This is a genomic window from Pseudomonas laurylsulfatiphila, from assembly GCF_002934665.1.
Taxonomy (GTDB): domain Bacteria; phylum Pseudomonadota; class Gammaproteobacteria; order Pseudomonadales; family Pseudomonadaceae; genus Aquipseudomonas; species Aquipseudomonas laurylsulfatiphila.
The window spans coordinates 925,212-945,619 of the sequence record NZ_NIRS01000001.1 but is presented as its reverse complement, the minus strand read 5'-3'; the positions used below and the strand labels follow the sequence as shown (position 1 = coordinate 945,619).

The window sequence follows — 20,408 nt, the reverse complement described above, 5'->3', positions numbered from 1 at the left end:
GACCAGGAAGACGCTCGGTATTCGAGGTTATTCCACGTCAGAAAAAATAAATACCGTGCGTGGGAATAAACCTGTGTGCGGTTCGTCTGCTTGATTCTTCTCACTTGTGGCCGATGGCCCTGGAGTCTTTCATGGTAGATCGATCATCACCGCCAACCCGGCCACCCTTGAGTGCAGGGAGCCTGACGTTGCGTCTGGCAGGCATTGCCGTGGTCGTTGCCGCACTGGCAGGGGCGTTTGCCTACGTCAACGGCACCTTCGACCCACAGCGCCTGACCCCGAAGAAACTGATCAACGTGCTGGAAACCAACAACGGCGTACATCCGGGTTTTCGCCGCAACCATTCCAAAGGCGTGTGCGTGATCGGGCATTTCGAAAGCAGTGGTGAGGCGCGCAGCTATTCCACCGCTCAGGTGTTCAATGAGGCGCAGACGCCGGTGGTCGGGCGTTTCGCCTTGCCGGCCGGCAACCCCTACGCGCCGGACAGTGCCGTGCCGATCCGCAGCATGGCCTTGCGTTTCACCCAGGCCAACGGCCAGCAGTGGCGCACCGGGATGAACAGCATGCCGGTGTTCCCGGTGGGCACGCCCGAGGCGTTCTATCAATTGCAAAGCGCCCAGTCGCCAGACCCGGCCACGGGCAAGCCGGACCCCAAGGCCGTGCCCGCATTCTTTGCTTCGCACCCGGAAGCGGCACCCTTCCTGGCCTGGATCAAAACCGCCAAACCGTCGGCCAGTTACGTGACCGAAAACTACAACAGCGTCAATGCGTTCTACCTGGTCAACGCGGCGGGTCAACGCCAGGCCGTGCGCTGGAACATGGTGCCTCTGGCCCAGGACGCACCCGGGGCCACGGCGCCGGAGGGCAGTGATTTCCTGGAGAAAGACCTGGTCCAGCGAATCGCCGCAGGCCCCTTGCGCTGGCAACTGAACATCACCCTGGCCAACCCCGGCGATCCGGTGAACGACGCCAGCAAGGCCTGGCCCGAAGGACGCAAGGTGTTGAACGCTGGCACGCTGGTGCTTGAAAAGACTCAGCCGCAACTTAACGGCGAATGCCGTGACATCAACTACGACCCGCTGGTGTTGCCTGCCGGAATCGAAGGTTCCGACGACCCGTTGCTCGCCGCGCGTTCAGCCGGTTACGCCAATTCCTACCTGCGTCGCACCAGCGAAGTCAGCCAGTTGCCCGCCGCCAAGCAGGAGGTTCAGCAATGAGCACCCAACCGAACCACTTCGCCCCGCTGGCGCGCCTGCTTCACTGGCTGATGGCGCTGATGATCATCGCCATGCTGTTTATCGGTGCCGGCATGGTCGCCTCGGTGTCCGAGCGGCATGAATGGCTGATCCATTTGCACAAACCCTTGGGGGTCGCGATTTTGCTGTTGGTGATTGTGCGTCTGGTGGTGCGCTTCTCCACCACGCAGCCACCGCTGCCGGCGGACCTGCCGGGTTGGCAAGCGCTGGCGGCCAAGGCTTCGCATGTCTTGTTGTATGCACTGATGCTGGTCTTGCCGCTGCTGGGCTGGGCGATGATTTCGGCATCGGGCGAACCGGTGATGCTCAGCAGTTCGTTGCAACTGCCGTCGATTGTGTCGGCGAATGCGCAGCTGTTTGCGTTTTTGCGCAAGGCGCATGGCTATCTGGCGTATCTGCTGTTTCTGACCGTGTTGCTGCATCTGGCGGCTGCGTTGTTTCACGGTTGGGTGCGGCGTGATGAAGTGCTGGACAGTATGTTGCGGGGTAAGGACCGCGGTTAATAGCCGCCTGAAAAAAGATCGCAGCCTTCGGCAGCTCCTACAGAGATACACCGATTTCTGTAGGAGCTGCCGGAGGCTGCGATCTTTTGATCTTGAAGGGTGATCAGCGCAAGGTATCGACCATATCGGCAAGCGTGGTCAGCACATCCTTGCCCAACTGCTTCGACCGCTTGCCCGACCAGCCCGTCAACGGATTCGGATGGTCGTCATGATCCTTGAACGGCATTTCCAGGGTCAGTGACAGGCAGTCGTACTTCTGGCCGACGCTGTTGCAGGCCAGCGTCATGTTGGCCTGGCCCGGTTCGTCGCGGGTGTAGCCGTACTTGGTCTGGAAGTCTTTGGTGGTGTGCTTCAGGTGGCTGCGGAAGTGCTCTTCGAGCTTTTCGATCCGTGGCGTGTAGCCTGGATTGCCTTCGCAGCCGGCGGTGAACACGTGAGGGATTTCCTCGTCGCCGTGAACGTCGAGGAACATATCGACGCCGTACTTTTCCATCTGCTGCTGAACGAACAGGACCTCCGGGCTGATTTCCTGACTGGCGCTCTGCCAGGCACGATTGAGGTCCTGGCCCATGGCGTTGGTGCGCAGGTGGCCGTGGAAGGCACCATCCGGGTTCATGTTCGGTACCAGGTACAGGTCGGCGCTGGCCAGCAGTTTGTTCAGCACAGGGTCGTCGTGTTTTTCCAGGCGTTCGATCACGCCTTCCATGAACCACTCGGCCATGTGTTCGCCCGGATGTTGCTGGGCGATCATCCACACCTTGCGTCGGCCTTCGGCCCCGGTGCCTTTGCGCAACAGCTGGATGTCACGGCCTTCGACGCTCTTGCCGGTGGCAAGCAGTTCGGTACCGGCCTTGCTCAGCGCCTGCTCGATCAGCCAGTCGTGACGGCCACGGCTGTAGGGTTCGAAGTAGGCGAACCAGGCGTGGGTCTGTTCGGCTTCGAGGCTGAAACGCAGGCAGTCGCCTTCGAAAATGGTGGGTACGCGGAACCAGTTGACGTGATCGTAGGACGCCACCGCCTGATAGCCGGTCCAGGCCTTGTTATAGGAGGATTGGCTGGCATTGTTCAGGCGAAACCAGTGGTCCTGGCCGACATGCAGGCCGCTGGCCTTGAAGTGGAACCACTGGAAATGGGCACTGCGGGTGTCCGGACGAATGGCCAGAAGCGGTTTGAGCGGATCGCTGATGTCGATGACTTGGATGTTGCCGCTGTCGAAGTTGGCACTGATGTCGAAAGAGGATTTGGCCACGGTCATAATCGGGTCCTGAATATGATTTTTATCGCGGCTACTTTACACGCAAGAGAGGGGTGAAACCGAGGGAAATTGCGGGGTGCAGAGGTGGGGGCGTCCTCCTTGACGCTGACGCAGCTTAGAGACTATGCGATTGATTCTCAAGTGCTATCTGTCGCTGGTTTGAACCCATGATGCCGGGCTTCTCTTGCCAACTGGAATTCTTTTGATATCATCCGCGCCATCGAATTTGCGGCACCCAAAGACTTCATTAGCCTGAAGCCAAAGCCAGAAAAAACTGGCAAAAAAAGACCCGGCAAAAAGCCGGGTCAAAAACCGTGATTAGCCTGATGAGGAGATAGTCCAGGAGACCGACCTAAGGTCACCTGGTCCATCGACTGATCTCGCGACCAGTTGATGCAATAATAATCATTCTCGTTTGCGGGTCAAGCGTTTTTACCTGCGCGACAGGAAAATTCTTTCCTGTCCTCTTGATCTGCCTTCTCACCTCAAGCGTTTTCATACTTTTCCAGCGATCGATCGACCATCGCCTTGGCCATGTCGATCATGTGCACCGTCGAAAACGCCAGGTCACGGTTTACGCCTTGCAGGTGACTGGCTGATTCGTACGCGGTGGCGGCAGCGCAACGCAACAGGTCCAAGGCATGGACCAGCGCCTCTTCGCCGCTGATGTTGCGGTTGACATCAAAAAAACGCGACTCGGCCACTTCCTCCGAAACGGCAGGTTTCAGGTAATAGTCCAGAGCGCGTTGTGCCGCCGCCGAGTCCAGGGATGAGGTGAGGGTAGTGTCGATTTGCATGTCCGGCAGGTCATTGGCGGGTGGGTTCATGGCGATGGCAAGCTCCGTGTTAGATTCAGATCCGTGAGTCGATCCTAATACGAAATGTATTTGTGACGAGGATTTAAATACTACAATTTGTGTTTTGATGGTCGGAGGCGCCCACGTATCGTGCCGCACATGGATAAATGGATTGAATTGGTCAAGGCCAAGATGAGTGAACTCAAAATCACTCAAGAGATACTCGCCGAGCGCCTCGGGATGTCCCAGGGCGGCATTGGTCACTGGCTCAACAAACGTCGTGAACCCGGCATCGAAGACATGAACCGTGTGCTGCAGGCGCTGGGCCTGGAGTTTCTCGAAGTGGCGCTGGTGATCCGGGAGCCGCAGGCGTCAGCGGAGGACGAAATCCCCCTGGCCCACAAGTACAACCCGTACTTTCGCTACCCGATCAGTGACTGGCACGAGCCTGCCGAAGTGCGCGACGGCGAGGTCCCGGTGTATGGCAAGGCGCGCTATGAACTGTCCGATTACCACGCCCGGGGGCCGGCATTCTGGTTGAGAGTGGCGGGCGATGCGATGACCGCGCCCAATGGCATCAGCATCCCGGAAGGCATGCTGATTCTGGTGGACCCGGCCATGGAAGCCGTGCCTGGCAAACTGGTCATTGCCCAGTGGCCGGACAGCGCCGAAGCCACGTTTCGCAAGCTGATCGAAGAGGGTGGTCAGCGTTATCTGGTTCCGCTCAATCCGACGTATCCAAAAACCTTGTACGCCGACGAGTGTCGAATCATCGGCGTAGTGGTTCAGGCAACAGCCAGGTTCTGATCAGATCGGTCCTGGCAATGCGCAGGACCGATCTTCATTTCACGCTTCTTCCAGTTCGACCAGCGCACTGCCTTCGCTGACCATCTCGCCTTCCTGGCAATACAGCGCCTTGATCACCCCGGCATGGGGCGCGCGAATGCTGTGCTCCATCTTCATCGCTTCCAGTACCACCAACTGCGCCCCGGCCTCGACCGATTGCCCGGCCTCCACCAGCACGCGGACGATGCTGCCGTTCATCGGTGCGGTCAGCCCGCCCTGATGGCTGTGGCTGGCCTCGACGGCGCTGATCGGGTCGTAGGCCTCGATGCGGTGCAATTCGCCATCCCACTGCAAATACACCTGCTCGCCACGGCGTATTGCGCGGTGTTGACGGCGCACGCCAGCCTGCTCGGTCAACAGATGCTCACCCTTGAGCCGCGCGCTGTGGGCATTGATGTCGCCCAGGGTCAACGCACGGTCCTGGCCTTCACAACTCAAGTGCAGAGTGATTTCTCTCGGCAAACCGGCACGCAGACCATTTGGCACCGCCCACGGTGAACCCGGGTCATCGGCACGGGTTGCGTGCGGCTGGCTCTGGGCAAATGCCTGGGCGGCGGCTTGCCAGAATTCATCGCCGAGTTCCGCTGGCGCCGGCAGCAACTGTTCCTGATAACGCGGAATGAAGCCGGTATCGAGTTCGGCAGCGGCGAACGCCGGGTGACCGATGATGCGCCGCAGGAAATTGATGTTGGTCTTCAACCCGCCGATAGCGAACTCGTCGAGCATGCTCAGCAGGCGCAACCGTGCCTGTTCACGATCCTCGCCCCAGGCAATCAGCTTGCCGAGCATCGGGTCGTAGAACGGCGAAATTTCATCGCCTTCTTCAACGCCGCTGTCCACCCGGCGCCCGGGCCCTGGGGCGGATTCGCGATACAGTTCCAGGCGACCGGTCGCCGGCAGGAAATCATTGCCCGGATCTTCGGCGTACAGCCGCACTTCGATCGCGTGACCCACCAGCGGCACCTGATCCTGAGTCATCGGCAACGCTTCGCCGCGTGCCACGCGAATCTGCCAGGCCACCAGGTCGAGGCCGGTGATGGCTTCGGTGACCGGGTGTTCGACTTGCAGGCGGGTGTTCATCTCCATGAAGAAGAATTCGCCGCGTGCATCCAGCAAAAACTCGACGGTGCCGGCACCGACGTAGCCGATGGCCTGCGCCGAACGCACAGCCGCTTCACCCATGGCGCGCCGCAGTTCCGGGCTCAGGCCCGGTGCCGGGGCTTCTTCGACGACTTTCTGGTGCCGGCGCTGAATCGAGCAGTCACGCTCGTTGAGGTACAGGCAGTTGCCGTGCTGGTCGGCGAACACCTGGATTTCCACATGACGTGGCTTGAGCAGGTATTTCTCCACCAGCATCCGCGAATCGCCGAACGACGATTGCGCCTCACGCTGGGCCGAGGCCAGGGCTTCGGCCAGTTGGCTGACGTCCTCGACCACTTTCATGCCTTTGCCGCCGCCACCTGCGGTGGCCTTGAGCAGAACCGGGTAGCCGATACGTTCGCAGGCATCGCGGAAGGTTTCCAGGTCCTGGGCTTCGCCGTGATAACCAGGCACCAGTGGCACGCCAGCGGTTTCCATCAAGGCTTTGGCCGCGGACTTGCTGCCCATGGCGTCGATGGCCGAGGCAGGTGGGCCGAGGAATATCAGGCCAGCGTTTTCGATGGCGCGGGCGAATCCGGCGTTCTCCGACAGAAAGCCATAGCCGGGGTGAATCGCCTGGGCGCCGCTGGCCTTGGCGGCGGCGATCAGCTTGTCGATCTGCAGATAGCTGTCGGCGGCTTTGCTGCCACCGAGGTCAACGCGAATGTCGGCTTCGCGGCTGTGCCGGGCGTCACGGTCGGTGGCGCTGTGCACGGCCACGGTCGTCAGGCCCAGGGCCTTGGCGGTACGCATCACCCGGCAAGCGATTTCGCCACGGTTGGCCACCAGCAGGGTGGTGAGGACAGGTGCGCTCATCAACGGGGCTCCTTGGTGGTTTCGGCTTGCCAGCTCGGCGGACGTTTTTGCAGGAAGGCACGCAGGCCTTCCTGCCCTTCGGGGCTGACGCGGATGCGGGCGATGGCGTTTTCGGTGTAGCGGCGCAATGCCGGGGTCAATGAGCCGTCGCCGACTTCTCGCAACAGATCCTTGCTGGCGCGCATGGCCGCCGGGCTGTTGAGCAGCAGGTTGTCGATCCATTGCTCGACTTTCTGTTCCAGCTCGGCACTGGCATAGCTCTCCGACAACAGGCCGATTTCCCGTGCCCGTTGCCCGCCAAAGCGCTCGGCCGTCAGGGCATAACGCCGGGTTGCGCGCTCGCCGATGGCTTGCACCACGAATGGGCTGATCACCGCGGGTGCCAGGCCGATGCGCACTTCCGACAGGCAGAACTGCGCGTCATCGGCACCGATGGCCATGTCGCAGCAACTGATCAGGCCCAGCGCGCCGCCGAAGGCTGCGCCTTGCACCACGGCCAGGGTCGGCACTTTCAGTTTGGCCAGGTTGTACATCAACTCCGCCAGTTCCCGGGCGTCATCGAGGTTGGTGGCGTAATCGAGTTCGGCCGATTGCTGCATCCAGGCAAGGTCGGCACCGGCGCTGAAATGCTTGCCACGACCGCGCACGATCAGGAAGCGCAGGCTGGCATCGCTCGCGACTTTGTCGAGGGCGATGATCAGTTCGCGGATCATTTCGGCGTTGAAGGCGTTGTTCTTTTCTTCACGGCTGAGCCAGAGAGTCGCAAAACCCCTTGGATCGCTCAGCAGTTCGAGGGTGTTGAAGTCGCTCATAGTGTCCGTCTCCACGGCTCTTGTGTAGGAGCGAGCTTGCTCGCGATGGGCTACAGGGCGGCGCGTTTTTTCAGAAACCACGCGTTATCGTTAACGTCCATCGCGAGCAAGCTCGCTCCTACAACAAAAAAATCACATCCGGAACACGCCGAAGCGGCTCGGTTCGATTGGCGCGTTCAACGACGCGGACAAGGCCAGGGCCAGTACGTCGCGGGTCTGGGCCGGGTCGATGACACCGTCGTCCCACAGGCGCGCGCTGGAATAGTAGGGATGACCCTGTTCTTCGTACTGGTCGAGGATCGGTTGCTTGATCTCGGCTTCCTGCTCGGCACTGAAACCATGGCCGCTGCGTTCGGCCTGTTCGCGCTTGACCTGCACCAGCACGCCGGCCGCCTGTTCGGCGCCCATCACCCCTATGCGCGCGTTTGGCCACATCCACAGGAAACGCGGATCGTAGGCGCGACCGCACATGCCGTAGTTGCCGGCACCGAAGCTGCCGCCGATGATCACCGTGAACTTCGGCACCTTGGCGCAAGCCACCGCCGTCACCAGTTTCGCGCCGTGCTTGGCAATACCGCCGGCTTCGTATTTCTGGCCGACCATGAAGCCGGTGATGTTTTGCAGGAACAACAACGGAATGCCGCGCTGGCACGCCAGTTCAATGAAGTGCGCGCCTTTCTGCGCCGCTTCGGCGAAAAGAATGCCGTTGTTGGCGAGGATCGCGATCGGGTAACCGTGCAGGTAAGCAAAACCGCAGACCAGCGTTGTCCCGAACAGCGCCTTGAACTCGTCGAACACCGAACCGTCCACCAGCCGCGCGATGACTTCGCGCACGTCGAACGGCTGCTTGGCATCGGCCGGAACCACGCCGTACAACTCGTCGCTGCTGTAGAGCGGGGCGATTGGTGTGCGTTGCTGAACCTCACCTTGCTTGCGCCAGTTGAGGTTGGCGACGCTGCGGCGTGCCAGTGCCAGGGCGTGCTCATCGCTCTCGGCGTAGTGGTCGGCCACCCCGGAAATCTTGCAGTGCACATCGGCCCCGCCGAGGTCTTCGGCGCTGACCACTTCACCGGTCGCAGCCTTCACCAGCGGCGGGCCGGCGAGGAAGATGGTCGCTTGCTCGCGGACCATGATCGCTTCGTCGGCCATCGCCGGCACGTAGGCGCCACCAGCGGTGCAGGAGCCCATGACCACGGCAATCTGTGGAATGCCCATGGCGCTCATGTTGGCCTGGTTGAAGAAGATCCGCCCGAAGTGCTCGCGGTCCGGAAACACTTCATCCTGACGCGGCAGGTTGGCGCCGCCGGAGTCCACCAGATAGATGCACGGCAGGCGGTTCTGCTGGGCAATGGTCTGGGCGCGCAGGTGTTTTTTCACGGTCAGCGGGTAATACGAGCCACCTTTTACCGTGGCATCGTTGGCGACGATCATGCACTCGACGCCTTCCACACGACCGATCCCGGCAATCACGCCCGCAGCGGGGACGTCTTCGCCATACACCTCATACGCCGCCAGTTGGCTGATTTCCAGAAACGGCGAGCCCGGATCGAGCAAACGGTTGATGCGCTCGCGAGGCAGCAGTTTGCCCCGTGAGGTGTGGCGCTCTTGCGCCTTCAGCCCGCCACCCTGCGCCACTTGGGCGAGCAGGGTGTGCAGGGCGTCGACCTGCTTGAGCATCGCCGCGCTGTTGGTGGCGAACTCCGCTGAACGAGGGTTGAGCTGGGTATGCAGGGTAGCCATGGACAGCTCCGTTTAGCGGGTTTCGTTGAACAGTTCGCGACCGATCAGCATGCGACGGATCTCACTGGTGCCCGCGCCGATTTCGTACAGCTTGGCGTCACGCAACAGACGGCCGGCCGGGAATTCATTGATGTAGCCGTTGCCACCGAGAATCTGGATCGCGTCGAGGGCCATTTGCGTGGCGCGTTCGGCGCTGTAGAGGATCACGCCGGCGGCGTCCTTGCGCGTGGTTTCGCCGCGCTCGCAAGCCTGGGCCACGGCGTACAGGTAGGCGCGGCTGGCGTTGAGCTGGGTGTACATGTCGGCGACTTTGCCCTGGATCAGCTGGAATTCGCCGATGCTTTGGCCGAACTGCTTGCGGTCGTGGATGTACGGCACGATCAGGTCCATGCACGCCTGCATGATCCCGGTCGGGCCACCTGAAAGGACGACGCGCTCGTAGTCGAGGCCGCTCATCAGCACTTTCACGCCGCCGTTGAGTACGCCGAGGATGTTTTCTTCCGGGACTTCGACGTCATCGAAAAACAGCTCGCAGGTGTTCGAACCGCGCATGCCGAGCTTGTCGAACTTGTTGCTGCGGCTGAAGCCTTTCCAGTCGCGCTCGACGATGAACGCGGTGATGCCGTGAGGGCCTTTTTCCAGGTCGGTCTTGGCGTAGATCACGTAGGTGTTGGCGTCCGGACCGTTGGTGATCCAGGTCTTGCTGCCGTTGAGCACGTAGTGGTCGCCACGCTTGTCGGCGCGCAGTTTCATCGAGACCACGTCGGAACCGGCATTCGGCTCACTCATGGCCAGCGCGCCGATGTGCTCGCCGCTGATCAGCTTCGGCAGGTATTTGGATTTCTGTTCGTGGTTGCCGTTGCGGTTGATCTGGTTGACGCAGAGGTTGGAGTGGGCGCCATAGGAAAGGGCCACCGAGGCCGAGCCACGGCTGATTTCTTCCATTGCGACCACGTGAGCCAGGTAACCCAGGCCAGCACCGCCGTACTCTTCCGGCACGGTAATGCCCAGCAGGCCCATGTCGCCGAATTTGCGCCACAGGTCGGCGGGGAACAGGTTGTCGATGTCGATCTGAGCGGCGCGCGGGGCGATCTCCTTGGCGACGAAGGACTGGACCTGATCGCGCAGCATGTCGATGGTTTCACCGAGGGCAAAGTTCAGGGATGGATAGTTCATGGGTCACCTTTTGGCTTTTTTGTCGGTTGGTGGGACTGTCAATGGGTTCTCACCTTTACGTTAACGTAAGCCTGTGACGAATGGCTGTCAATCACCCTTTACGTTAACGTCAACTTGAGCGAGAGTAGAGCCAGTTCAAGATAGAACGCGGATCAGTCCTGTAGGAGCGAGCTTGCTCGCGATGAACTTGAAGGCGACGCATTTTTCATGCGGTACGCGTCATCGTTGACCTCCATCGTGAGCAAGCTCGCTCCTACAAGAGACCGCCGGTAGCCCATAAATAAAGACAATAGGGGTCGTCATGGATCAACCCAGTGCAAGCCCGCAACGCAGTTACACCCGTGGTTCCCAGGACAAAGCCTTGCTGGCGATGACCATCGGCCAGGCGTTTGACAACACGGTTGCGCAGTACCCGGACGGGGAGGCGCTGGTGGTGCGCCATCAACAGCTGCGTTACACATGGCGGCAGTTGGCCGAGGCCGCGGACCTGCACGCCAGAGCGCTGCTGGCGCTGGGGCTGCAAGCCGGGGACCGCCTGGGGATCTGGGCGCCGAACTGCGCGCAGTGGTGCATCAGCCAGATTGCCACCGCGAAAATCGGCGTGATCCTGGTCAATATCAATCCGGCGTATCGCAGTTCCGAACTCGAATACGTACTCAAGCAATCCGGCTGCCAATGGCTGGTGTGTGCCGGCGCCTTCAAGTCGTCGAACTATCACGCGATGCTGCAGGGCCTGGTGCCCGAGCTGGCCGAGCAATCCATCGGCAAATTGCAGAGCGAGCGGTTGCCGGAGTTGCGTGGCGTTGTCAGCCTGGATGCCCAGCCTCCGTCGGGGTTCCTGCCGTGGTCGCAACTGGCTGGTCTGGCGGAGAGCGTGACGGTCGAGCAACTGCATGAGCGCCAGAACAGCCTGCATTTCGATCAGCCGGTGAATATCCAGTACACCTCTGGCACCACCGGTTTTCCCAAGGGCGCGACCCTCAGTCACTACAACATTCTCAACAACGGTTACATGGTCGGTGAAAGCCTGGGCCTGACGGCGGCCGATCGCCTGGTGATTCCGGTGCCCTTGTATCACTGCTTCGGCATGGTCATGGGTAACCTCGGCTGCATCACCCATGGCAGCACGATGATCTATCCGAACGACGCGTTCGACCCGTTACTGACCCTCGGCACTGTGGCTGACGAAAAAGCCACGGCGCTGTACGGCGTGCCGACCATGTTCATCGCCATGCTCGATCAACCGCAACGTGCCGAATTCGATCTGTCGAGCCTGCGCACCGGGATCATGGCAGGCGCGACCTGTCCTATCGAAGTGATGCGCCGGGTCATCAGCGACATGCACATGAGCGAAGTGCAGATTGCCTACGGCATGACGGAAACCAGTCCGGTGTCATTGCAGACCGGTCCTTCAGACGATCTGGAACTGCGCGTGACCACCGTCGGCCGTACCCAGCCGCAGCTCGAAAGCAAGATCATCGACGAAGCGGGCAACCTGGTGCCGCGGGGCACCATCGGTGAGCTGTGCACTCGCGGTTACAGCGTGATGCTGGGTTACTGGAACAACCCCGAAGGCACCGCAGAAGCCATCGACCAGGCAGGCTGGATGCACACCGGTGATCTGGCGAGCATGAACGATGAGGGGTACGTGTGTATTGCCGGGCGCAACAAGGACATGATCATCCGTGGCGGTGAGAATATTTACCCGCGGGAGCTGGAAGAGTTTTTCTTCACGCATCCGGCCGTTGCGGATGTTCAGGTGATCGGCATTCCATGCTCGCGCTACGGCGAAGAGATCGTCGCCTGGATCAAGTTTCACCCCGGCCACAGCGCTACCGAACAAGAACTGCAAGCCTGGTGCAAGGAGCGCATCGCGCACTTCAAGACACCGCGTTACTTCAAGTTCGTGGAAGAGTTTCCAATGACCGTGACCGGCAAGATCCAGAAATTCCGGATGCGCGAGATAAGCGTCGCGGAGCTCAAAGCGAAGCTGTAGGAGCTGCCGAAGGCTGCGATCTTTTGATTTTCAAGGGCAAGATCAAAAGATCGCAGGCTGCGCCAGCTCCTACAGATGTATGTCGGAAACCTGAATGCCAAACAGCACAAAGGGGAGCCGAAGCTCCCCTTTAATTTGTCGTTGCGCGTGCTCTTTTTTTATTATTGAGGGTCGGTCTGTTTTTGTTATTGGCAACCGTTGCCCTTTACCGCTGTTTTTGGCGATCCCCATCCGGGATCAAGAGCAAACGTATTTTTTTGAGCGCTGATCTGCTTTTTCGCTGAGCGATCCAACCAGTACGGGAGCTACCTGAAGGTAGTTTTATTATTCTCTGTCTGGCCGCGGGTCACTTCGAAAAGCACCCTGAAAAGCACATCTTCTCCAAAAAAATCTGTTAGCTGCGTCTCTGCCGTGTTGTTTTTGTTATGTCAGAGTCGTTACGTCTTGTTTTTATTAGGGTTGCCGCAATTTTTTTATTCTTGTTATGCGATAGATATAGCAGGAGCCGTGCCAACTTTTTAAAAGCCTTTAAAATCAATGCTTTGCGATTTTGTAAGGTTTTTCGCTTCAGGCAAAACCCTACATTTTGTTTCCGTGTTACTCGCTTGTGCCCACGTTTGAGTCTGCGCGGTAACACCCGGACACACTCAACGCACTCACTGTGCGCTGCGAGCCCTGGCCACGCGGGAACCGGTAGGGCGACCCAACACGGTGCAAATCTGTTGACCGGCGAGCATCAGGGCGTCGAGGTCGATTCCGGTGTCGATACCCAGGCCGTTCAGCAGGTAAACCACGTCTTCGGTCGCGACGTTACCGCTGGCTCCCTTGGCATAGGGGCAGCCGCCGAGACCGGCGATGGAGCTGTCGAACACCGAGATACCTTCCAGCAGGCTGGCGTAGATGTTGGCCACGGCCTGGCCGTAGGTGTCGTGGAAGTGCCCGGCGAGTTTTTCACGGGGTACATCCCTTGCTACCACTTCGAACATTTTCCGGGTCGCCCCAGCGGTGCCGGTGCCGATGGTGTCCCCCAGCGAGACCTCGTAGCAGCCCATGGCATAGAGCTCGCGAGCGACCAAAGCGACTTGCTCCGGGGTGACGTGACCTTCATAGGGGCACCCCAGCACGCAGGACACATACCCGCGCACGGTCACCCCCTGCTGTCTGGCGGCGTCCATGATCGGCGCGAAACGCTCCAGGCTTTCGCTGATCGAGCAATTGATATTGCGCTGGGAAAACGCCTCGGACGCTGCGGCGAACACGGCCACTTCCTTGACCCCGGCGGCGAGGGCATCTTCGAAACCGCGCAGGTTGGGAGCGAGCGCGCCATAGACCACACCCGGTTTGCGCTGGATCTGCGCGAAAACCTCGGCGGAGCCGGCCATCTGCGGCACCCACTTGGGCGACACGAAACTGCCGACTTCTATATAGCCGAGTCCGGCTGCGGTCAGTGCATCGACCAGTTGCACCTTGTCGGCAACACTGATGGGTTGGGCTTCGTTCTGCAGGCCGTCGCGCGGGCCGACTTCGACAATGCGTACGTGGGAGGGGAGGGACATGGGCTTCGACCTGTGCTGATTGTTCGGAGAACTCTGTAGGAGCGAGCCTGTTCGCGATGGGTTCTCAGGCACCGCGTTTATCCAGCAAACACGCGTTATCGTTAACGACCATCGCGAGCAGGCTCGCTCCTACAGGGGGCGGTGTGGATTTATTGAATCGATTCCTGGCTTTTGAGGGTCTGCTCCAGCGCCTGTACGCAGCGCTCTTCGGCAGTATCCAGCTCCAGTTTCATCTGTTCGATGTCCAGCAACTGCTGTTCAAGCTGCTCACGGCGCTCGCTGATTTTCGCCAGCATGCTGTGCAATTGTTTGGTGTTACCGCTGGACGGGTCGTAGAGCTCGATCAGCTCGCGGCATTCAGCCAGCGAGAAACCGATGCGTTTGCCCCGCAGGATCAGCTTCAGGCTGACTTTGTCGCGGGGCGAGTAAATGCGTTCCTGGCCACGGCGCTCGGGGCTGAGCAGGCCTTGCTCTTCATAAAAGCGAATGGCGCGGGTGGTGATGTCGAGCTCGCGGGCGAGGTCGGAAATGCTGTAGGTCTGGCTGCTCATGGAAGCGCTCGCAAAAGGTCATGGCGCTAAGCTAATGGCAGGTTGACGTTTACGTCAAGGGGCAGGGGTTTTCGTTGCATTTACTGGCCTCATCGCGAGCAGGCTCGCTCCCACAGGGGATCTTTGTAATACACGGATATTGTGTTCACTGGATATCTATTGTGGGAGCGAGCCTGCTCGCGAAGAAGTCACCGCGATATCAAGTCCTACACCTTCTCGAGCTTCTTCTCCTGCGCCGTCACCTGCTGGCACAGCTCGATCATCTGCTCGCGCATCCAGCGGTTCGCCGGGTCCTGGTCAGTGCTTTCGTGCCAGTAAAGGTGGGTTTCCACCGGCGGCACATCGTTGACCGGCAGATAAAAGGCGTGCAGGTCGTTGCGGCGGGCGAAGCGTTCCGGCACGGTCATGACCATGTCCGTCTGCTGCAACACCTGCGAGGCCATCAGGTAATGCTGGGAACGCAGGGCGATCTTGCGCTGGATGCCCATCTTGCCCAGCGCCAGGTCGACATAGCCGAGGCCGCTGCGACGGCTGGAAATATGGATGTGGGTCAGGCTGAGGTAATCATCCAGTGTGAGTTTTTCCTTGCCCGCCAGCGGATGCCCCTTGCGCATGGCGCACACGTAGCGGTCTTCCATCAACTTGACGTGACGTACCTGCGGGTCGGTGTTGAGCGGCGCGTCGACTGCAAAGTCCAGGCGGCCGGCCGCCAGCTCCTTGGTGGTCTCGCGGCGTTTGGACAGAAAACTCTCGATGATCACCGTCGGCGCCAGGCGGCGCAGGCGCTGGAACAGCGGCGGCAGGATCACCGCTTCGGTGAGGTCGGTCATGCTGATGCGATAGGTCTTGACCGCTTGCTGCGGGTTGAAAATGCGGCTTTCCTGCACCGACACGCGCAGCAGTGAGAGCGCATTGCGCACTGGGCCGATGATGTTCTGCGCCATGGGCGTCGGCACCATGCCCTGGGCCGTGCGTACGAACAGCGGGTCGTTGAAGGTCTCGCGCAGGCGGGCCAGAGCGTTCGACACCGCCGGTTGGGTGATGCCGACAATCTGCCCGGCACGGGTCAGGTTGGCTTCGGTGTAGATCGCGTCGAAGACGATGAAAAGGTTGAGATCGACCTTGCTCAGATTCATTACGCGGCTCTCTTATTGTGTGGGCGGGCTGACCTTGACGATCAGCCGATCATATATCGGTGATGAATGTTTATACACGCCGAGAATAGGCTAGGTAAATTTTCATGGCTGTTCTAGCATCGATTGCATGATCTAAACAACCTCCCCCAAGAAGGTATCTTGCTCATGGATTTCGCTTATTCGCCAAAGGTTCAGGAACTGCGTGAGCGCGTGACTGCGTTCATGGACACCTACGTTTATCCCGCCGAAGCCGTGTTCGAGCGCCAGGTTGCCGAGGGCGACCGCTGGCAGCCGACCGCGATCATGGAAGAACTCAAACTCAAGGCCAAGGCTGAAGGGCTGTGGAATTTGTTTCTGCCTGAGTCTGAACTCGGTGCCGGCCTGACCAACCTCGAATACGCGCCGCTGGCGGAAATCATGGGCCGCTCGCTGCTGGGGCCAGAGCCGTTCAACTGTTCGGCTCCGGACACCGGCAACATGGAAGTGCTGGTGCGTTATGCCAACGAAGAACAGAAGCAGCGCTGGCTCGAACCCTTGCTGCGCGGCGAGATCCGCTCGGCATTCGCCATGACCGAACCGGACGTGGCATCCTCCGACGCCACCAACATGGCCGCCCGTGCGGTGCGCGATGGTGATGAGTGGGTGATCAACGGCAAGAAATGGTGGACCTCGGGTGCTTGCGACCCACGCTGCAAAATCCTGATTTTCATGGGACTGAGCAATCCGGACGCACCACGCCACGCCCAGCACTCGATGATTCTGGTGCCGGTCGATACCCCCGGCGTGAAGATTGTGCGTCCGCTGCCGGTGTTCGGTTACGACGATGCGCCCCATGGTCACGCCGAAGTGCTGTTTGAAAACGTCCGGGTGCCGTACGAAAACGTCCTGCTGGGCGAAGGGCGTGGCTTCGAAATCGCTCAAGGTCGCCTTGGCCCGGGCCGGATTCACCACTGCATGCGTTCGATCGGCATGGCCGAGCGTGCACTGGAACTGATGTGCAAGCGCTCGGTGAGCCGTACGGCTTTCGGCAAGCCCCTGGCGCGGCTGGGGGGTAACGTCGACAAGATCGCCGATTCGCGGATGGAGATCGACATGGCACGCCTGCTGACACTGAAGGCGGCGTACATGATGGACACCGTTGGCAACAAAGTGGCCCGTAGCGAGATCGCGCAAATCAAGGTCGTAGCGCCAAACGTTGCGTTGCGGGTGATCGACCGGGCGATCCAGATCCATGGCGGGGCAGGGGTTTCCAACGATTTCCCGCTGGCCTACATGTACGCGATGCAGCGCACCCTGCGCCTGGCCGACGGTCCGGACGAAGTGCACCGTGCGGCGATCGGCAAATTCGAAATCGGCAAATATGTGCCGAAAGAGATGATGCGTAGCGGGCAGTAATACCGCGTCATCGTTCTTCGCGAGCAGGCTCGCTCCCACAAGGGAACTCTGTGGTCACAGATAGTGTGCTCACTGAAGATCCACTGTGGGAGCGAGCCTGCTCGCGAAGGCGTCCGTACATTCACCGCAGCGCTTTCAATACACCCAAACCTCAACCCGCCGATTCTTGATCCTTCCCTCATCGGCGCTATTGGCCGCCACCGGCATCTGCGCTCCAAACCCGCGAATCTCGCGAAACACCACACCGCTTTTCACCAACTCCCGCCGCACTGCCATGGCCCGCAGTTTCGACAACAGATCGGCGCGCGCCGGGTCGCTCTTGGCATCGCCAAAGCCCACCAGTGTTACCTGGCCATTGGTTTTGTCGTGCTGCTTTATATAGTCGAGTACCCGGGACAAGTCTTGTTGCGCCTTGTTGTCCAGCGTTGCGCTGCCTTCTTCGAAACGAAAGTTGACCGACAAACGTTGCGCATGACGGCTGAGGGCCTGATAGCCCTCGGGCATCAACGCATTGGGTGTCACGCTCATGGCCTGGACGGTCTGGGCGATGAAGCCGTTGGCGGCGACAATCGCTTGCCCTTCACTGCTTTGGGCGAACGCCACCAGTGCATCGGCCCAAGGGTTCTTTGCGCTCGGCGGCAGATAAAAAAACAGTCGACGGGACAGCGGATAGTCTTCCGTGGCAATCAGGTTGTTCAGTGGCGGCATGGCTTGTGATTGCCCATCGACAATCGCCACGGCTTTGGCCTGACGCACGTAGGGCAGGCCGATAAAACCAATGCCTTGTGGGTCTGCACTCACGGCGTCGGACAGTTGTTCACTGGATTCAAAGCGTTCCGCCGTGCTACTGAGACTTTTCCCTCGATCACTCAGGACCAGTTCCTTGAAGGTGTCGTAGGTACCGGACTGATCATCCCGCGCATACAGATGAATCGGCCCGCGGCGGCCGCCGATGTCTTCCCAGGTTCTGACTTCGCCACTGAAAATGCGCGCCAGTTGCTCGGTGCCGAGTTGAGTCAGCGGATTGTCCGGGTGAAGGATGATCGCCAGGCCATCGATGGCGATGACTTGTTCGGCCCCCGGGCTTTTCAGATCGCCCAGGGATTCAAGGCTCACCCGTTCGCTGTCCTTGATCGGGCGCGATGAGGCGGCGAGGTCGGCATTGGCGGTTTTCAGGGCGGCAAAACCAGTGCTCGAACCGTGGGCTGCGACTTCAACGACAACCCGGCTGCCCTGATCGGTTTCACCCACGATGCGCAGTTCGTTGGCGGTAGTCAGGGTTTCGCGGTGAATCCTGCGCAGGCCCTGTTCGCCCAGCAGGCCCTCGACCAGCGCCGGGCCCAGGGCCGCGCCGATGGTGTTGGAGCCCTGAATGCGCAGCACCGGGCCTTGTCCGGATGTCGGCAAATTGCCGGCAGCCGCCAGGTGTGGCAAGCCAAGGCACAACATCAACAGGAACAACACGCGCAGCGTCATGCCGGCACCTTATATAGCCAAAGGAGGTGTCGGGAGATTAAGTCAGTAAGGTTTCCAAAAAATGACACTTTCCCATGTGGGAGCGAGCCTGCTCGCGAAGAGGGCGTATCAGTCGACATCATTGTTGAATGACACACCGCTTTCGCGAGCAGGCTCGCTCCCACAGGGAATTGATGCAGCCGTCAGGGATCAGCTCAACTCAAGCCAGATCGGCGCATGGTCCGAAGGTTTTTCCATGCCGCGCAGTTCGTAGTCCACACCTGCGGCCTTCACCCGCGGCAGCAAGCCGTGGGAGGCGAGGATCAGGTCGATGCGCAGGCCTCGCTTGGGTTCGTCTTCGAAGCCACGGCTGCGGTAGTCGAACCAGCTGAAGGTGTCGGTCACGTCCGGGTTCAGGTGACGGAAACTGTCGACCAGGCCCCAGTTCTTCAGGCGGGCCATCCACTCGCGCTCTTCAGGCAGGAAGCTGCATTTGCCGGTCTTCAGCCAGCGCTTCATGTTGTCCGGGCCGATGCCGATGTCGCAGTCTTCCGGGGAAATGTTCACATCGCCCATCACCACCAGCGGCTGGTCGTTCTTGAACTGGCTTTCCAGCAATTGCTGCAAGTCGCCGTAGAAACGCTCCTTGGCCGGGAATTTGGTCGGGTGGTCGCGGCTTTCGCCCTGTGGGAAATAACCGTTCATGATGGTGACCGGCACACCGTTGGCGTCGGCGAAGGTGCCCCAGATGAAACGCCGCTGAGCATCTTCTTCGTCGGTGGCAAAACCTTTATGCAGGGCCAGCGGTTCCTGGCGCGAGAGCAGGGCGACGCCGTAATGGCCTTTTTGCCCGTGGAAATACACGTGGTAGCCCAGCGCCTGCACCTCGGCCAGCGGGAACTGTTCATCGTGGACCTTGGTTTCCTGCAAGCCGATCACATCGGGCTGGTGCTTTTCGATCAGCGCCGCCAGCTGATGGGGACGGGCGCGCAGCCCGTTGATGTTGAAGGAGACGATCTTCATGGTCGGCAGTCCTGGCAAAAGGGCGATGCTAGCTGACATGGGGGAATCGGGCCAGTGTGGGGTGAGGGGATTCGGATTTGCCAGTCAGTCTTGTGTTGGCAGTGATGGCCCTTTCACGAGCAGGCTCGCTCCCACAGGGAATGGATGGGGCCTGTACCCTTGTGGGAGCGAGCCTGCTCGCGAAGGCGATTTCATTGCCTACACTCATTTCGGATCTGTAAGGAACTGTGTCAGCGCCGATCAGCTCGTAACAACAAGAGCGCAGCCATCCGAGCTGTGCCGGGGAGATCAACCGTCATGCCCGAAACCTCGACCGCCATCGCCGATATTCACATGCTCGACAGCGGCTACGCCCGTGAAGCCCGCTCGCTGCTGTACCAGGCTTATCGACACGAACCGACCTTCGGCTATCTGTTCGAAGCCGAGCGCCCCGGTTACGAACAGCGGGTTCGCGCCACGGTGCGCGAACTGGTGACCCAGCATTTTCTCCAGGACCTGCCGGCCATCGGTCTGCTGGTCAACGACCGCCTGATCGGCATCGCCCTGATCGCGCCGCCGCAACGTCGCCTTGGGGTCACCGAAAGTTGGGCGTGGCGCCTGCGCATGGTGCTCAGCACGGGATTTCGCTGCACCCGTCGCTATCTGGAGTATCACGCTGCCGTGGAGGCCTGCGTGCCGAACGACTCGGTGCACGTCTTGCCGTTGCTGGGGGTTCACCCGCAGTTCCAGGGCCAGCATTTCGGCGAACAACTGTTGCAAGCCGTGCACAACTGGTGCGCGGTGGATGAAAACTCACAGGGCGTGATCCTCGATACCGGGAATCCTCGCTATCTGGAGTTCTATAAACGTCAGGGCTATGAGGAAATCGGTGAAGTCGCCGTAGGGCCGGTTCGCGAGCACGTGTTTTTTCACCCCAATCCCCAGGTGTTACAAACAGCAACGGCTTAGCCCACGA

17 protein-coding genes are annotated in these 20,408 nt (G+C 60.2%); 6 read left to right on the top strand and 11 right to left on the bottom strand.

Annotated elements, in window-relative coordinates; translation table 11 throughout:
• The first annotated feature begins 131 nt into the window (after positions 1 to 131).
• Both CD175_RS04420 and CD175_RS04415 read left to right on the top strand, forming a co-directional pair.
• The gene (locus CD175_RS04420; protein WP_104447816.1) at positions 132 to 1,217 is read left to right on the top strand and encodes a catalase family peroxidase; all 1,086 of its coding nucleotides are present in this window, start codon (positions 132 to 134) and stop codon (positions 1,215 to 1,217) included.
• Positions 1,214 to 1,759: a cytochrome b gene (locus CD175_RS04415; RefSeq protein ID WP_007976988.1), complete on the top strand. Its 546-nt coding sequence runs from the start codon at positions 1,214 to 1,216 to the stop codon at positions 1,757 to 1,759. Before CD175_RS04420 ends, CD175_RS04415 begins: the two co-directional genes overlap by 4 nt.
• Before the next feature lie 103 nt (positions 1,760 to 1,862).
• Here the strand turns inward: CD175_RS04415 and CD175_RS04410 are convergent, their stop codons facing one another.
• Both CD175_RS04410 and CD175_RS04405 read right to left on the bottom strand, forming a co-directional pair.
• Positions 1,863 to 3,014 (bottom strand): M14 family metallopeptidase, encoded by a 1,152-nt coding sequence (locus tag CD175_RS04410; RefSeq protein WP_104447815.1) that lies wholly within the window; start codon positions 3,012 to 3,014, stop codon positions 1,863 to 1,865.
• Between the two features lie 485 nt (positions 3,015 to 3,499).
• Positions 3,500 to 3,841 (bottom strand): DUF6124 family protein, encoded by a 342-nt coding sequence (locus tag CD175_RS04405; protein ID WP_104447814.1) that lies wholly within the window; start codon positions 3,839 to 3,841, stop codon positions 3,500 to 3,502.
• A 129-nt stretch (positions 3,842 to 3,970) separates the two neighbouring features.
• Here CD175_RS04405 and CD175_RS04400 point away from each other — a divergent pair, with 129 nt between their 5' ends.
• Entirely contained in the window at positions 3,971 to 4,618 is a 648-nt protein-coding gene (locus tag CD175_RS04400) for a LexA family protein (RefSeq protein WP_104447813.1), read from the top strand.
• Positions 4,619 to 4,657: 39 nt separating this feature from the next.
• On the opposite strand, the gene CD175_RS04395 is transcribed toward CD175_RS04400, so the two are convergent.
• The 4 genes from CD175_RS04395 to CD175_RS04380 all read right to left on the bottom strand — a co-directional run bounded on the left by CD175_RS04395 (position 4,658) and on the right by CD175_RS04380 (position 10,341).
• Complete coding sequence (locus tag CD175_RS04395) at positions 4,658 to 6,613, bottom strand: acetyl/propionyl/methylcrotonyl-CoA carboxylase subunit alpha (RefSeq protein WP_104447812.1); 1,956 nt, start codon at positions 6,611 to 6,613, stop codon at positions 4,658 to 4,660.
• Positions 6,613 to 7,425 (bottom strand): gamma-carboxygeranoyl-CoA hydratase, encoded by an 813-nt coding sequence (locus tag CD175_RS04390; protein ID WP_007981004.1) that lies wholly within the window; start codon positions 7,423 to 7,425, stop codon positions 6,613 to 6,615. Before CD175_RS04390 ends, CD175_RS04395 begins: the two co-directional genes overlap by 1 nt.
• Before the next feature lie 132 nt (positions 7,426 to 7,557).
• Positions 7,558 to 9,165 carry a carboxyl transferase domain-containing protein gene (locus CD175_RS04385; protein ID WP_104447811.1) on the bottom strand — a complete coding sequence of 536 codons (1,608 nt, stop codon included), beginning with the start codon at positions 9,163 to 9,165 and terminating at the stop codon, positions 7,558 to 7,560.
• 12 nt (positions 9,166 to 9,177) lie between these two features.
• Positions 9,178 to 10,341 carry an isovaleryl-CoA dehydrogenase gene (locus CD175_RS04380; protein WP_104447810.1) on the bottom strand — a complete coding sequence of 388 codons (1,164 nt, stop codon included), beginning with the start codon at positions 10,339 to 10,341 and terminating at the stop codon, positions 9,178 to 9,180.
• Positions 10,342 to 10,642: 301 nt separating this feature from the next.
• Here CD175_RS04380 and CD175_RS04375 point away from each other — a divergent pair, with 301 nt between their 5' ends.
• Complete coding sequence (locus CD175_RS04375) at positions 10,643 to 12,337, top strand: AMP-binding protein (RefSeq protein ID WP_104447809.1); 1,695 nt, start codon at positions 10,643 to 10,645, stop codon at positions 12,335 to 12,337.
• A 656-nt stretch (positions 12,338 to 12,993) separates the two neighbouring features.
• On the opposite strand, the gene CD175_RS04365 is transcribed toward CD175_RS04375, so the two are convergent.
• The 3 genes from CD175_RS04365 to CD175_RS04355 form a co-directional block, all read right to left on the bottom strand.
• A complete protein-coding gene (locus CD175_RS04365; protein WP_104447808.1) occupies positions 12,994 to 13,893 on the bottom strand; it encodes a hydroxymethylglutaryl-CoA lyase in 900 nt (299 codons plus the stop codon).
• 149 nt (positions 13,894 to 14,042) lie between these two features.
• Positions 14,043 to 14,444, bottom strand: a complete 402-nt coding sequence (locus CD175_RS04360) for a MerR family transcriptional regulator (protein ID WP_007980992.1) — start codon at positions 14,442 to 14,444, stop codon at positions 14,043 to 14,045.
• Positions 14,445 to 14,650: 206 nt separating this feature from the next.
• On the bottom strand, positions 14,651 to 15,580 hold the full coding sequence (locus tag CD175_RS04355) for a LysR family transcriptional regulator (RefSeq protein ID WP_007970503.1): 930 nt from the start codon (positions 15,578 to 15,580) through the stop codon (positions 14,651 to 14,653).
• 165 nt (positions 15,581 to 15,745) lie between these two features.
• On the opposite strand from CD175_RS04355, the gene CD175_RS04350 reads away from it, so the two are divergent.
• Positions 15,746 to 16,975, top strand: coding sequence for an acyl-CoA dehydrogenase (locus CD175_RS04350; protein WP_095966522.1), 1,230 nt, complete (start codon positions 15,746 to 15,748; stop codon positions 16,973 to 16,975).
• A gap of 135 nt (positions 16,976 to 17,110) precedes the next feature.
• Here CD175_RS04350 and CD175_RS04345 read toward each other — a convergent pair whose 3' ends face one another.
• Both CD175_RS04345 and xthA read right to left on the bottom strand, forming a co-directional pair.
• Positions 17,111 to 18,451 (bottom strand): substrate-binding domain-containing protein, encoded by a 1,341-nt coding sequence (locus CD175_RS04345; protein ID WP_104447807.1) that lies wholly within the window; start codon positions 18,449 to 18,451, stop codon positions 17,111 to 17,113.
• A 189-nt stretch (positions 18,452 to 18,640) separates the two neighbouring features.
• The gene (gene xthA / locus CD175_RS04335; RefSeq protein ID WP_007970500.1) at positions 18,641 to 19,453 is read right to left on the bottom strand and encodes an exodeoxyribonuclease III; all 813 of its coding nucleotides are present in this window, start codon (positions 19,451 to 19,453) and stop codon (positions 18,641 to 18,643) included.
• Between the two features lie 297 nt (positions 19,454 to 19,750).
• Here xthA and CD175_RS04325 point away from each other — a divergent pair, with 297 nt between their 5' ends.
• Complete coding sequence (locus CD175_RS04325) at positions 19,751 to 20,401, top strand: GNAT family N-acetyltransferase (RefSeq protein ID WP_104447805.1); 651 nt, start codon at positions 19,751 to 19,753, stop codon at positions 20,399 to 20,401.
• Positions 20,402 to 20,408: the final 7 nt, after the last annotated feature.